The organism is Holdemania sp. Marseille-P2844 (assembly GCF_900120005.1).
Classification (GTDB): domain Bacteria; phylum Bacillota_I; class Bacilli_A; order Erysipelotrichales; family Erysipelotrichaceae; genus Holdemania.
Window position 1 is genome coordinate 524,692 of the sequence record NZ_LT635451.1, and the last position, 14,910, is coordinate 539,601.

Below are 14,910 nucleotides of genomic sequence, written 5' to 3' on the forward strand. Positions count from 1 at the left end.
GCAAGGGTCAGTTCTATACGCCGGGCGAAGTCTCCCGTATCATGGCAAAGGTAATCGGTATTGATAAAGCTACCGACCCCAGCATGACAGTCTACGATCCTGCTTGCGGTTCCGGTTCGCTGCTGATTCGTGCGGCGGATGAGGCCCCCTGCGAGATTTCCATCTATGGACAGGAAAAGGACAACTCCACCGCCGGTCTTGCCCGCATGAATCTGGTCCTACACAACAAGGGCGCTGGCGTCATTGTCGGCAATAAAAGCACCTTGTCTGCACCCCAGTATAAAGATGAGAACAACCCTGAACTGCTCAAAACCTTCAACTACATCGTAGTCAATCCGCCTTTCTCGGATAAATCCTGGATGGACGGTATTACGATCCCTGATTCTTACGGGCGATACAGCGAGGCTGTGTTGGGCGTGCCGCCGGAGAAAAACGGCGACTACGCTTGGCTGCTGCATGTCCTGAAATCCTTGAAATCTACCGGCAAGGCGGCAATCATTCTGCCTCATGGTGTGTTGTTCCGAGGCAATGCCGAGGCTGATATTCGCAAAAAGATCATTGACCGGGGATATATCAAAGGCATTATTGGTCTGCCTGCCAACTTGTTCTATGGCACAGGAATTCCTGCCTGTATTCTGGTGTTGGACAAAGAGGATGCTGCTGATCGTACCGGCATTTTCATGATTGACGCCAGCAAAGGCTATGTAAAGGATGGCAACAAGAACCGCCTGCGGGAACAGGATATTCACAAGATCGTGACCACCTTCCTTACAATGGATGAATCGGACCCCAAGTATGCCCGGTTTGTTCCGAACGAGGAGATCAAAGTCACCAACGAGTACAACCTGAATATCCCGCGCTATATTGATAGCAGCGAGCCGGAAGATTTACAGGACATCAATGCTCACCTAAACGGCGGCATTCCAGAAACCGATGTGGACAGCATGGCGGAATATTGGGCGGTATATCCATCTTTGAAGGAAATCCTGTTTCAGCCGCTGCGTCCGGGATATCTGTGTCCGGCGGTGGACAAGGACGAAGTGGTTTCCACGATTACCTCCCACCCGGAGTTTATCCGCCATGCCGACCAGGTGGACGATGCCTATGCCCAATGGAAGGAGACCGTTACCCACGATTTGATGGAACTCAGCCGGGACATTCAACCCAAAGAGCTGGTTGCCAAAATTTCCGAGCTGCTCCTTGATGATTTTGCCCAGGTACCTCTTCTCAACAAATACGATGTCTATGAAGTGCTGATGGAGTACTGGGCGGAGACCATGCAGGACGATGTGTATGCGGTCTGTTATGACGGCTATGAGGCCGGGCGAGAAATTGCCTATGAGTATGTGACCAAGAAGAAAAAAGAAAACGGTCAGACCATCGAGGTCAAGACCGATAAGATCAAGGGCTTTGAGGGCAAGTTGCTCCCCAAGGCTTTGATTGCTGCACACTTTTTCGGTGAGGATGTCAAGGCACTGGATACCCTTCGGGGCCAACTGGATGAGGTGTCCGCCAAACTGGAAGAACTGGCCGAAGAAAATGGCGGCGAGGATGGACTGTTTGCTCAGCTGGACGATCTGAAAAAAGCCACCGTTGGCGCCCGAATCAAGGCAATCAAGAAAGACCCCGCTGCCAAGGAAGAATTGGCTGCATTAAAAGAGTATATGTCCCTGTTGGATGCCGAAAGCAATTACAAGAAGGCAATTAAGCAGGCCGAGGCAGACCTGGACACCAAACTGGAGAAAAAGTACCCCCAGCTGACGCTGAAGGAGATTCGCCATTTGCTGGTAGAGGAAAAGTGGTTTGCCGCCCTTTACAGCGGAATTGACGCCATTCACGAGGCGGTGTCCCATCACCTTTCTGCTCGTGTGACCCAGCTGGTAGAGCGGTATGAGTATACCCTGAAAGAATGTGAGGATGAAGTGGACCAGTTCGAGGCCAAGGTCAAATCTCATCTGGAAAGGATGGGGTTCGTATGGTGAACGGATGGAAAATAAAAAAGCTGGGTGAAGTTGCAGAAGTTTGCATGTGTAAACGTATTTTTGCGCATCAGACCAGTAAAATTGGAAATATTCCATTTTACAAAATAGGCACGTTTGGAAAAGAAGCGGATGCCTATATATCGAACCAATTATACGAAGAATATAAGGCTAAATATTCATACCCGGAAAAAGGGGATGTGCTCATTTCTGCGGCAGGAACATTGGGCAGAGCCGTTGTATTTGACGGACGTCCCGCTTATTTTCAAGATTCGAATATTGTTTGGCTAAAAATCGATAAGAGCCAGCTTTCTAACGATTATTTAGCCCAATACTACAAAGTGATAAAGTGGGCTTCATCTGAAGGAAGTACTATTTCTAGACTGTATAATGGGATTATTTGTGATACGGAAATATTACTTCCACCATTAGAAGAACAAGCCGCTATTGCTAAAGCCCTTTCCGATGTAGATAGCCTGATTTCCTCTCTGCAAAAGTTGATTGAGAAAAAGAAAGCCATCAAGCAGGGTGCCATGCAGCAACTGCTCACCGGCAAAAAACGCCTGCCGGGGTTTTCTGGGAAGTGGGAAACTAGAAAAGTAGGTGAGCTTTGCAGTATAGTCACGAAGCAAACAGGCTTTGATTATACATCTATAATTAAACCGCATTTGCTTGAACATCCGCAGTCTAATGCAATGCCAATGATTCAAACCAAGAATTTTGAAGGGAGAAAGTTTGAATTTGCCACAGATTACTATCTTCCCACTGATATTGCCAAAGTATTTGACAAAATAGTTTTAAATACGGTTTGTTTGCTTTTTTCTATCGTAGGTGCAAGTGTGGGGAATATTGGATTGTTCCCCGGAGACAAAGTCGCATTTTGTGGTGGAGCGATTGGAATTGCAAAATTCTATCATGAAATAGATGCCGTTTATGCTTTTTATTATTTTTTATCTGAATCTGGGCAGCAGCAAATACGCAATGTTACAAAAGGTGGAGCACAAGCTACTGTGACGATTGAAGATATTCGTGAGTTTACAATACCATATCCCAATCTCAAAGAGCGTACGATGATAGCTCAAACGCTTTCTGATATGGACAGTGAAATTGAACAGTTGGAAAAGAAACTGGCGAAGTACCAACAGATCAAGCAGGGCATGATGCAGGAACTACTTACCGGGCGGATTCGACTGGTAGATGCAGATGGCAAAGATCAGCCGCAGACACATGCGGTTCAGAAAAAACAGCCTCAGCAGGCCCACAATCAGCATTTTGATGATGCAGTTATGATTGCAGGAATTGTAAATGCTTTCTACTCTGAAAAGTATCCTCTTGGGCGTAAAAAAGTTCAGAAACTGCTCTATTTGGTTCGCCGCAAGGAACAAGCGGATATTTCCGCCTTCCATAAAAAAGCGGCTGGTCCCTACGCTGATGAAGTCCGCTATAAAGGCGGTGAGCCGATTGCTCAAAAGAATAAGTATATCTTGGTCAAAAGAAATGAAAAGGGTAGCTGTTTTGAAAAAGGTGCGCAAATGCAGCGGGCACTGGCCTATTTGCAGGACTGGGGGAAACAAACAGATATAGATTGGCTGATATCCCAGTTCCAGTACACAAATGTTAATGATCTAGAGCTTTTTGCAACGGTAGATATGGCAATCTGTGACTTAAAGCAGGAAGGCAAGGAAATTTCCGTAGCCTCGATTAAGAATTTGATTTCCTCAAATAAAGAATGGATAGCTAAACTGAAAAAGGCCTATTTTTGCGATTCGGAGATTCAGCGAGCAATTAAAAAGTGCCAAGATTTATTTGAAAGCTAATACCTACGGGAGGTGACATATTGAATGCGTCTATTTCTAGATGAAGCGGGAAATACTGGTGGCATAATTGATAAGAATGAAAAACTAAATTATGGAACACAGCGCCATTTTTGTTTGGCAGCTGTTGTTGCTCATGATTTGCAAAGTGAGCAGCTGCTTCGTCAGAAATATGCAGCATTTAAGAACCGATTTGCATCTGAGAAAGAACTGAAAGGAAACTCTCTGTTTGCAAAAGAAAATAACGATGCTTTAGAATATTTTCTGAATAATATTATAGACGACATTCATTTTTCTATATGTTTGTACGATAAAAAATTCTATCTGGCATCGCTTTTGTTATTTGCCATTTTGGGAGAACGAGCAAGAGAACAGTTCCCGGTAGAATATTACTCGCTGGTGAGTGACCTTTCTCAAGAAAAAGATGAGTTATTTGCAACATTTTGCAAACTAACAAAACGAGCTACAAAGGCAAGCGTGCATGATCTGTTTGAATACTTAAAAACCTATTCATATCAACATATTCCGCCGGCTGGAAATGGATTGGTTTTTGCTGTTTCAGAGATTCAGAACAAAGGATTCGAAGAAATATTTGCAAATGATTTTCTTAAATTTGGAAGTTATTCGAATCGGAAATTTGCTAATCTTATCAATCTTAATGCCCTATCAGAGTTGCTGGAAGTGATTGAAATTGAACACAACTGTGATACCAGAAAAATTGATATTGTTCATGATAATATTTCAGGCATCGATGAAATGCTAAAGCAAGAACTTAAACATTTCGATGTGGCTGTTAAGTTTGCAGATAGTCAAGCAGAGGAACTGATTCAACTGGCAGACAATGTCGCAAGCATCTTTTGTAAAATAATAAATACCATCGTACGATGCTGGGATACAAAAACGGAGTGGTCACCTGAAAATGAGTGGATATTAACGCAGTCCGCACGATTCTTACAAAAAATAGGAACGAAAAACATAAAGTTTACTGTTCCAATCCAAAGTTGGGCGTTAGCCTTTTGCGTGAAGGATATGTTTGCACCAAAATGCTCAAAGAAAATGCGTAATAATCTGTTTTTTAATTCTGAATACCAGCATTGGTGCCAAGTAATTATTCAAAATATTGCCGAGTCGGATTTTTCGCGGCATGCAGCTTGTTTCGATGAATTATATTCAAGTGGAGGAGGAGAGCCATGAGTATCGGCCAACGGGAAAAAGCCACGCAGAAGCGTGTCATAAATTTATTTGTCCAGGAACTTGGATATACATATCTGGGCGATTTTACCGAGAGGAAAAACTCCAATATTGAAACCGAACTGTTGACGAAATTCCTGACTGGCAAGGGTTATTCGCCGGTACTCATCAGTCGTGCTCTGAAGGAGCTGCAAGATGCTGCCGGAGATCAGTCGGTAAACCTCTACGATCTGAACGAGCAGACTTATAAAAAGCTGCGCTACGGCGTCAAGGTCAGCGAATTCGTCGGCCAGCATAAAATCACCGTCCAGTTTGTGGACTGGGAGCATCCGCTGGAAAATGATTTTTACATTGCCGAGGAAGTCACTATCAAGCACAAGCGTCCTGACTTGGTGCTATACATCAACGGTATCGCTTTTGCTGTCATCGAACTAAAACGCAGCACAGTTTCTATGTCTGAGGGTATCCGTCAAAACTTGACTAACCAGCGCCATGATATGATCATGCAGTTTTTTGCAACTATTGGGCTTGTCCTGGCTGGCAATGATTCGGAGGGGGCTCGTTACGGTACCACTGGCACACCGGAAAAGTATTATCTTTCCTGGAAAGAAGATCCTAATGCCAAAGATGATGTTTCCGTAAAAGTGCGTGATCAAATCGAAAAATATCCCCTGCGTCTGGACAAAAACCTGATTTCTCTGTGCCGAAAAGAACGGTTTATAGAGCTGCTGCACAATTTTATCGTATTTGACAGCGGAGTGAAAAAGACCTGTCGGCCTAATCAGTTCTTTGGCAATATGGCAGCGCGGGATTTTGTGCGGCGTCATGAGGGCGGTATCATCTGGCATACCCAAGGCTCTGGAAAATCCTTGACCATGGTGTGGCTCAGCAAGTGGATCAAAGAGAATATTTCTAATAGCCGTATCCTGATTATCACCGACCGGGACGAGCTGGATGTGCAGATCGAGCAGGTGTTTGCCGGAGTCAATGAGAGCATTGTCCGCATTCGCCGGGGAAGCGAATTGATCCAGAAAATCAATGATACCTCTCCTGTTATGATGTGTTCCCTTATCCATAAATTCGGCAAGAAAAGCAGAGGAAAAAGTGATGAGTCTGATTATGCCGAATTTATTGAGGAACTGAAACGCTCGCTGCCGGAAAACTTCTCTCCCAAAGGCGATTTCTATGTCTTTGTGGATGAATGTCACCGTACCCAATCCGGCAAGCTCCACAAAGCGATGGAAACCATTTTGCCGAATGCTACCTTTATCGGTTTCACCGGTACTCCATTGATGAAAAAGGATAAGGAGACCAGTCTGGAGGTATTTGGCCCTTATATTCATCGCTATAAGTTTGATGAAGCGGTGCGGGATAAGGTAGTTCTGGATTTGCGTTATGAGGCCCGAGAAGTAGAGCAGAATGTTGTCCAGCAGGATCGAATCGACGCCTGGTTTGAGGCAAAAACGCGCGGTCTGACCGGTGTGGCAAAAGCTAAGTTGAAACAGCGTTGGGGCAATCTGCAAAAGATGTTCAGCTCCAAGGCCCGATTAGGACAGATTGTAGCGGATATTGTTTTTGATATGGAGACAAAACCGCGCCTGCACGATGGTCGGGGTAATGCCATGCTGGTGGCTGGTAGTATCTATCAGGCATGCAAATTCTACGAATTGTTTCAGGAAACCGAGCTGAAGGGCAAGTGTGCCATCGTGACTTCATACGAACCGGCGGTGGGCGATATTCGCACTGAAACCGTAGGTGATGATGGCGAGACCGAGGCTGTGGAGCAATACGAGATCTACATGAAGATGCTGGGTGGAAAAGACCCGAAGGCATTTGAAAAAGAGGTCAAGGAAAAATTTATTAAGCAGCCGGAACAGATGAAACTGCTGATCGTAGTGGACAAGCTACTGACAGGATTTGATGCACCACCTGCCACTTATCTGTATATTGATAAGTCTATGCGAGATCATGGCTTGTTCCAAGCAATCTGCCGTGTCAATCGTCTGGATGGTGAAGATAAGGAATTTGGGTATATTATTGACTACAAAGACCTGTTTCGCTCCTTGGAAAATGCGGTTGCAGACTATACTTCCGAAGCATTTGACTGCTACGATAAGGAAGATGTCTCTGGCTTGCTGACAGATCGTTTGGACAAGGCTAAGGAACAGCTGGAGGACTCTCTGGAAGCTCTTCGCGCGTTGTGTGAGCCTGTGGCTCCACCCAAAGATATGGTGGACTACTACCATTATTTCTGTGGTGCCAACACCGAAGCTTTTGACTTGGATGAATTGGAAGAGAATATGCCCAAGCGGGAACAGCTTTACAATCTGTCAGCGACAGCTCTTCGCGCTTTTGGTGAAGTATCGGGCGAATTGCAGGAAAAGTACCACTATACTGTGGAACAGATCAAGGCGCTGGAGAGAGAAGTTACCTACTACATCAAGGTGCGTGACGATGTGCGTCTGGCTAGTGGCGACTATGTGGATTTGAAGAAATATGATCCGGACATGCGCCATTTAATCGATACCTATTTGTCGGCTGATCCCAGTCGTGTATTGACCTCCTTTGGAGGAGCAACACTGGTTGAGCTGTTGGTAGACAACGGGATTTCTGCGCTGAAGGATATGCCTGCCTCTACACCCAAAGAGAAGGAAGCAGTTGCAGAGACTATCGAGAACAATATTGGCAAGGAAATTGTTGAAAAAACCCAAAGTAACCCAAAATACTATGAAAAGATGTCTGCGCTCCTTCGTGAATTGATTGAAAAGCGCAAAAATGATGTGATCAACTACGAGGAGTATCTGCGTCAAGTTGTAGAACTGGCAAGGAAAGTACATAAGCCGGAAAGCGGAACGGAATATCCTCCGGAAATCCGGGAGAGTGCCGCTAAGCGAGCATTTTATGACCATCTTAACGGGAATGCGGTTGTGGTGAATCAGATTTATGATGCTGTCATGTCCAGCAAACAAGATAATTTTCGGGGAAGCAAAATCAAAGAGCGTAAAATCTGGCGTGCTATTCGGGCTATCGTGAAAGATGACCAGGAAGCTGACCGGTTGCTTGTATTGGTAAAGGAGCAGAGTGAGTTTTAGTGGATGAAATACAAATCGGCAACATGAGCATTGCTGTTACAAAAAAGAACATCAAAAATATGTACATTCGCGTTCTGCCTCCTGATGGGAAAGTCCAAATTACTGTGCCGTACTCCGCCGGAGATGATGCTATCCGAATGTTTGCAGTATCCCGAATTTCTTGGATAAAAAAGCAGCGTGCAAACTTTGAAGCACAAGCACGACAAACAAAGCGACAGTATGTGACCGGAGAAACCTATTACGTTTGGGGGCGACGTTATCGTCTGGATGTACAATACTCAAATGTTAGGAACGGGGTGTCCCTTACAGATGGGCGTTTGATTTTGCAAGTGCGACCTGAAAGCACTACGGAGCAGCGCGAGCGTGTTTTGAATGATTGGTATCGAAATCAACTTAAAAATAAGCTGCCGGAAGTCATACAAAAATGTGAACAAGTTGTAGGTGTTCATGCATCTGAGTGGAAGGTCAAAAACATGCGTACCAAATGGGGAACTTGCAATATAGACCAAAAAAGAATTTGGATCAATCTCCAGCTTGCGAAAAAAACTCCTGAGTGTCTTGTCTATGTCGTAACTCATGAATTGGTACACCTGTTAGAGCGAAATCACAACGAGCAATTCCAGAAGTATATGGATATTTTCTTACCGGAGTGGCGAATAGTAAAGGAAAAATTGAATCAGCAAATGCTTGATTATATGAGTGAGTAATGTCAGATTAGGAAAAGTGAAGTTTCACTAGAAAACTCGACAAAACCATGCTATAATACTTCCAAGCCACCAATTCATCAGTCTCAAGCAAAACCCGTGATAGGATGGCCCAGATAGATTTTTGATAGCAAAAGTCCGAATAGACCTTAGGATAAGGATAATCTGTATCAAATAAAACCACGACGAATTAAATCCTCTATACAAAAAAGTTTAGAAATGGATTTAACTCGGCGAGTGGGAATAGAAAATTGAAAAAAGTGCCTTATTAGGCACTTTTAGCATATTTAAGGTATCACTAAGTACAAATTGAGTACAAAATCTATTCGATAAACTATTTAAAAATGTTTGGTGAAGTTATATTTCTCGTATTTTAAAATATCTACGAAAATGATATTAATAACAAATATATTCCTATTGACCAAAAATGAAATTTATTCATTTTTGGTCAATAGAGCTCGGTATATGTCAAAATATCATATTAAAATAAGTGTTTTCTGTTACGGCTTAAAACCTTTAACTTGTATAGTCAATAATTATGTCTAAAAATTATACAATATCAATATGAGAAAATATTTAAAAGAGGTACTGCTATGAATAAATTAGTTATAATTGGAAATGGATTTGATTTAGGTCATAATTTACCAACACAATTTAAAAATTTTATAGAATCAAATGAAAAATATTTGCAAAAATACAAAATTTTCAAAGGTGAAAATTGGAATAATATTGAAGAAAATTATAAAAATTTAGTAATAGATATAATGAAAAATAGGGAATATGTGGATGTTTCTGAAATATTAGAAAGTATTATTTCTGAATTTGGATTTGATAAATATGGCGAAATTGCTTATTTACATTTGGAGTCTAAAGAGTTCTTAAGCGAAGTAAATAAGGTTCAAGAGCTTGTGGAATTACTGACAAATTTTGAAAAAAATTTTATAAAATATTTAAGAAAAAATTGTAATCAAAAATTTTTTAAAAATATTACCCCTAGAGAAAGAATAAAAGACATATTAAAGGAATCTAGATTGATTATTAATTTTAATTATACAGATGTTGTTGAAAAAGTATATTCCATTAGAGACATTATTCATATTCATGGACATATTAATGATAATAATATTGCCATAGGTACTGATGCATTAGATGAATTGATGGAGTCAATGATGGATACACGATATCCAACTGAAATTCCTTGTAAAGATAAATATGCTTTTCAAGAAAAGATGTTATATTATGAAGAAGATGAAGATGGAAATCTATACGAAAAGGAGAATTTAAGAAGATTATTTAATGAAATAGAGAGTTCAATTGAAGAGAATGAATCTAAACTTTTCACATTAATAGATAAAAAAAATAAGGATGCACTTTACTCGAGAAACAATGTTAAAAGAATACTAGATAAAGAACGATTTGATGAAGTCATTATTTTAGGACACTCATTAGGTGAAGCTGATATGTCAGTTTTTAGTAGAATTAACAAAACCGCATATGTAACTTGTTATTATTATGAAGGGGCTACAAAAGAAGATATAAATAGAATGAAACATAATTTGGATGTACTTAAATTAAATTATGATTTAGTGCCAAATGGTTTGTTATATAAATAGGACAATTTAATTAAAGAAAGAAAATTGATTATTATGAATGCTATTACTAGATAAACTTTATGAATTTGATGTTACTGAAAAGATTTTATATCAGATGGACATTTCTATTAATAACATTGGAAAAATGATTGATGGATTTCCAAAAGGTTTAAAAATAGAAAGAAATATCAGAAAAATTTATTTTATTTCATTATAAATCAAAAAATCTAAAGACATTTAAAAAAAATATTTTGAAAAAGAATATAATGAAAGATAAGGAAGGAGGAATTAATAAGGAAATTCTAAATTACTAGGAAGAGAGAGTAATTGTCTAGTTTGATTTACTATGTCATAATATATTTTATATTAGTGAGTTTAATTAAATGCTATGAAAAATATATTTTTACTATTATTGGCAGTATTATTCTAATTAGGTTATCAGGAACAAATCATGTGAATAGATAAACCAGAAAATCCTGCTTTTATTGGTTCATACAATGAATATAAACCTGGAAAAAGATAATTTGTAATATCAATGTTATAGTTTGAAATTTAATCTTTTTAATTTTACGCAATATCTTACTACGACAAATCAAAAATGAAAAGACAAGAGGAAATTCTATGAAATTGAAAAATGCCTGGTATCATAATGAGAATGATCGCTTAATTCAAGGTAATTTAGTTATTGATCAGGATCAGATCGCTGAGTTCTGTAATGACTCAGAAGAACTGGATTGCAGTCATCTGTTAGTTCTTCCCGGTATGGTCAATGCCCACTTTCATGGCACCAGCACTGTCACGCGCGGCTTGTTTATGGATATGCCGGTGGCGCAATGGCTCAACGACACGCCGCAGGGACAGCTTCAACAACGATTTGTCAATGCGTTAAACCGCTGCACAGAAGAAGAAAAGATTCAACTATCGCTGTATGAATATATATCGATGCTGAAGCAAGGCGTAACGACCGTTTTTGACTGCCGCTTGTTTCAACAAGATTATCAAGCCAAGAAAAGAGCTGGCGAGCTGTGCGGAATCCGTCTGACTTTGGAAGCGGATGATCCATCACAATTAGATGATCAGGGGCTGTTAAAAACAGCGCTGCCGTTGCCGGAGGAAAGCAGCTGGTCACAGGATCGCTGCACCCAAGCACAGTTCTGGAAACAAAATCATCCGCAGACAATGTTCAAAGCGCATTGCATGGAAACGGATCTGGCTGCCTCGGCCATTCAATCCCAAGGCTATCGAAATACGATTGAAGCTTATGCTCAAGCCGGCCTGCTCGATGAACACAGCGTTCTCATTCATAACTGTAAAGCTCCGGCAGAGGCGATCCAACTTGCCGCAAAACGAGGCGCACGGATGATCAACTGTCCAATTTCCAATCTAAAGTCGCAGAACGGCGTCAGTCCCCTGAAAATAATGCTTAATCAGGGGATTGAAATCGGATTAGGCACAGATTGGGGAAGACTGCAGTTCATGGATGTTATGAAATGTGAGTATCTGCTTCTGCGGGATCAACATGTTCTCAATCCTGCACAAATCGTCTGGAAAATGGCGACGGAGTGGGGTGCACGCTGCTGCGGATGGCCGCAGACCGGCCGTCTGAAGCCTGGAATGCAGGCCGATCTTATTTTTATCCGAATGGACGAGCCGGATTTTCAGCCGCTGATCAGCACGCCGCAGTTCAGCGACGTCCTGCAGAACTGGGTCTTCGACGGCCGCTCAGAATGGATCGAACATGTCATGGTCGCCGGGCAATGGAAAGTCAAAAATCGGAAAGGCTGCGTTCTTAACGAAGCTGAGCTTGTTGTCCGGCAGCGGCAGCTGATGAAGAAACTGATATCGGAAACCTTGAAGTAAGCATGGTGTTCATGCTTATTTTCTTGTATACTAAAAGATAAGAAAATAAGAAAGGAATGATTTCTCTGTCAATCTTGAACAAAATGATCCTTTCACTGCTGAGTCTCTGTCTGCTCGGCGGTTGTCAGAAAAATCCAAAGACAACACACGTGGCCGATACCAGTCTGGCGGCGGATACTGCGGAGGTCGAATATTACAACTCAACGAAAGCTCCGGAATGGACATGGCGCGAAGGGATTAAAATGGATGCCTATCTTTTAACCAGCGACGCGGAGCATACGATGGAAAGCACGATCCTGAACGGCAGCGATACCGCGACCCTCAGCTTCTGGATCAAGCCGTCGACAAACGTTCCGGATCTGCCGCTGATCTCCGTAGTCAACGAGCAGCAGGAAATGATGAAGCTGACCAACCTGACGGCCCGGGAAGACGGAACTTTGCAGGGAATGGCGCTGCAGATGAAAGCCGAAGGGCAGGAACAGTGGCTGATTTCCAACAGCGAATTTACGCTGAATACCCATCGCTACAATCAAATTGTGATTGTTTTTGAAGGAACGCAAGCAACGGTCTATCTCAATGGACAGGCGGCAATGACAGGGCAAATGGGCGCTTCGATCAATCAGATCGAAAAATCTTGGCTTGTCGTCGGCAAGGATGCGATTGCTTACGGCGATTGCATGGAAGGACAGTTCCAGGATTTTCAGATTCGGAAAAAAGCCCTGAGCGCTTCAGAAATCGAAGATGAATTCGACCGTTTTTATCCAGAGGTATTGCTCAGTGAAATCACCATTCCGAATGCGGAGGATCTGCGAGAAAACCTGACGCTGTATCCTGAGGTGGACAGTCAGTACGAAGCCCAATGGACCAGCAGCAATCCAGCTTTTTTGAAAGTCGAAAACAACGAAGGCGTGATCACCGTTCCAACTCCGGAGCAGGGGGATCAACAGATTACGCTAACGCTCTCAACTAAAATCAAAAATCGTCAGTTCCAGCGCGACTTCCCGATCACTATCCGGGCTCAGACACCGGCAACCCGCTTGCTTCGGGATGTCAAAGCGCTGCCGATTACATTGGGCACATTGCTGAATGCGGGGAGTCCGCTGCCAACTGTGGGTGAAAATGACAGCGTGATCGAATGGAAGGTGGTTTCGGGTGAAATTCGATTGGAAAACAATGTTCTGATCAAAATAAATCCGGAAGACGAACGTGTGCCGGTCCAACTGGAAGCGACGCTCCGACAGGGAGATCAGCAGGAAACGGTGACGATCGAAGCCGTTGTGCTTGACGCTTATGCCGGTTATATCTTATCGTATTTCAACGGCGATCTCGGTAAGGAAACAGGAAAGCTGGCGTACAGTCTGGACGGTCTGCACTGGACTGATTTGAATCAGGGACAGGCCATTCTGACCAGTAAGCTGGGAACCGGACGGGTCCGCGATCCGTTTATCGGCCGCGACGCCGAAGGTCAATTTGTGATTCTGGCGACGGAAGGGTATGATAATCCTTCGATCTATGTCTGGAAAAGCGAAGACCTTGTGAATTTAAGCAATCATGGATTGCATCGGATCGCCTGGTTCGATAAAGGACTGTACAGCACCGGAAGCCGGGCCTGGGCGCCGGAAATGACGTATGATCCCATTGCCGGAGAGTATGTGATTTATTATTCCGATGCGCAGGATCCGAAAAGCGGATCCATGTTTGCGGTGACAACCCAGGATTTTGAAACCTTTACTTATCCCAAATCGCTGTTCAATCCGGGCTATAAAGTGATCGACGGCACAATCCTGCGCATGCATGGTCAATATTGGATGCTTTATAAAGATGAACGTGAGGCGGCGCAGACGATCTTCTATGCAGGCACCCAGGATCTGACTGCGGGGTTTACGCGCCGTTATGATGATTTGTTTATCTATAACCGCAAGTATATTGAAGGACCGTTTACGCTGCCGTCGCTGCATGAGTCCGGCGTTTTCTATCTGTACGTAGACAATTACCCGAATCAGCGTTTCTATGTCGCCCGCTTTTCCCAATTAGGAGAAGACGCTGATTTTGAGTGGCTCGCAGAAGGCGACTATACGCTGCCTAACAACGACGTCCGGCATGGCTCCGCAATCCCGGTAACGCAGAAAGAACTCGATCGCATTCTGCAAGCCTATTCCTGATTTTTAACGGTCAGGGATTGAACAGGACAGCTGAGATCGCCGCGAATCCGCGTTGGACAGTTTAATTTTAATTCATCCATGTTCTAATGAAAAACGTTTCGGCTCTTTCAAAAATAGTGTTGGTGAGAGAAAAACCGAAACAAGAAAGACGCAGATGAGTTCCAAAAATGGGACTCATTTTTAATTGAGAAAACGGCAGGGAACTAAGGTGTTAGAAATAAGTAAAATGCGGGTCTTAAATTGAATGAAAGAACGATAACCGAAAGCCAGGCGCTTGATGACCTTAATCAGATTATTCGTACCTTCAATCATGCCATTGGAAAATGAGTAAGTCAAGGCGTTGATCACTGCCTCTTTCCGTTCCACTAAGGACTGAATGGCAGTATTCATGGGCTTGGAGATCAAAGGATCAGGATTCAGACAAGCTTGGAGGAAGGCGTCAGGATCTTTCCGGTTGAGCGCGGTAAGGAGACTCTGATAGAGCTCATAAGTCGCCTTGAGCTCCGGATCCAGTTC

Annotated in this window: 9 protein-coding genes; 8 read left to right on the forward strand and 1 reads right to left on the reverse strand. The window is 42.9% G+C overall.

Annotation, left to right across the window (positions count from 1 at the left end; all coding sequences use genetic code 11):
* The first annotated feature begins 41 nt into the window (after positions 1-41).
* The 8 genes from BQ7364_RS09170 (at position 42) to BQ7364_RS09210 (ending at position 14,394) form a co-directional block, all read left to right on the forward strand.
* On the forward strand, positions 42-1,982 hold the full coding sequence (locus BQ7364_RS09170; protein ID WP_234973168.1) for an N-6 DNA methylase: 1,941 nt from the start codon (positions 42-44) through the stop codon (positions 1,980-1,982).
* Positions 1,976-3,796 carry a restriction endonuclease subunit S gene (locus BQ7364_RS17535; RefSeq protein ID WP_083538512.1) on the forward strand — a complete coding sequence of 607 codons (1,821 nt, stop codon included), beginning with the start codon at positions 1,976-1,978 and terminating at the stop codon, positions 3,794-3,796. Before BQ7364_RS09170 ends, BQ7364_RS17535 begins: the two co-directional genes overlap by 7 nt.
* 24 nt (positions 3,797-3,820) lie before the next feature.
* Entirely contained in the window at positions 3,821-4,987 is a 1,167-nt protein-coding gene (locus BQ7364_RS09185) for a DUF3800 domain-containing protein (protein ID WP_072684433.1), read from the forward strand.
* On the forward strand, positions 4,984-8,076 hold the full coding sequence (locus tag BQ7364_RS09190; RefSeq protein WP_072684434.1) for a type I restriction endonuclease subunit R: 3,093 nt from the start codon (positions 4,984-4,986) through the stop codon (positions 8,074-8,076). The genes BQ7364_RS09185 and BQ7364_RS09190 overlap by 4 nt, the downstream gene beginning before the upstream one ends.
* Positions 8,076-8,783, forward strand: coding sequence for a M48 family metallopeptidase (locus tag BQ7364_RS09195; protein ID WP_002566177.1), 708 nt, complete (start codon positions 8,076-8,078; stop codon positions 8,781-8,783). The genes BQ7364_RS09190 and BQ7364_RS09195 overlap by 1 nt, the downstream gene beginning before the upstream one ends.
* 590 nt (positions 8,784-9,373) lie before the next feature.
* Positions 9,374-10,393 carry an AbiH family protein gene (locus tag BQ7364_RS09200; RefSeq protein ID WP_072684435.1) on the forward strand — a complete coding sequence of 340 codons (1,020 nt, stop codon included), beginning with the start codon at positions 9,374-9,376 and terminating at the stop codon, positions 10,391-10,393.
* A gap of 600 nt (positions 10,394-10,993) precedes the next feature.
* A complete protein-coding gene (locus tag BQ7364_RS09205; protein WP_072684436.1) occupies positions 10,994-12,232 on the forward strand; it encodes an amidohydrolase family protein in 1,239 nt (412 codons plus the stop codon).
* A gap of 83 nt (positions 12,233-12,315) precedes the next feature.
* The gene (locus tag BQ7364_RS09210; RefSeq protein ID WP_234973173.1) at positions 12,316-14,394 is read left to right on the forward strand and encodes a LamG-like jellyroll fold domain-containing protein; all 2,079 of its coding nucleotides are present in this window, start codon (positions 12,316-12,318) and stop codon (positions 14,392-14,394) included.
* A 180-nt stretch (positions 14,395-14,574) separates the two neighbouring features.
* Here the strand turns inward: BQ7364_RS09210 and BQ7364_RS17985 are convergent.
* Positions 14,575-14,910: transposase (locus BQ7364_RS17985; protein ID WP_200798788.1), on the reverse strand; the 336-nt coding region annotated here is incomplete at its 5' end.

Coding starts and splice junctions, on each gene's coding strand:
- BQ7364_RS09200 (WP_072684435.1), top strand. CDS start 9,374: ATGAATAAATTAGTTATAATTGGAAATGGATTTGATTTAGGTCATAAT.
- BQ7364_RS09205 (WP_072684436.1), top strand. CDS start 10,994: ATGAAATTGAAAAATGCCTGGTATCATAATGAGAATGATCGCTTAATT.
- BQ7364_RS09210 (WP_234973173.1), top strand. CDS start 12,316: ATGATCCTTTCACTGCTGAGTCTCTGTCTGCTCGGCGGTTGTCAGAAA.
- BQ7364_RS17535 (WP_083538512.1), top strand. CDS start 1,976: ATGGTGAACGGATGGAAAATAAAAAAGCTGGGTGAAGTTGCAGAAGTT.
- BQ7364_RS09170 (WP_234973168.1), top strand. CDS start 42: ATGGCAAAGGTAATCGGTATTGATAAAGCTACCGACCCCAGCATGACA.
- BQ7364_RS09190 (WP_072684434.1), top strand. CDS start 4,984: ATGAGTATCGGCCAACGGGAAAAAGCCACGCAGAAGCGTGTCATAAAT.
- BQ7364_RS09185 (WP_072684433.1), top strand. CDS start 3,821: ATGCGTCTATTTCTAGATGAAGCGGGAAATACTGGTGGCATAATTGAT.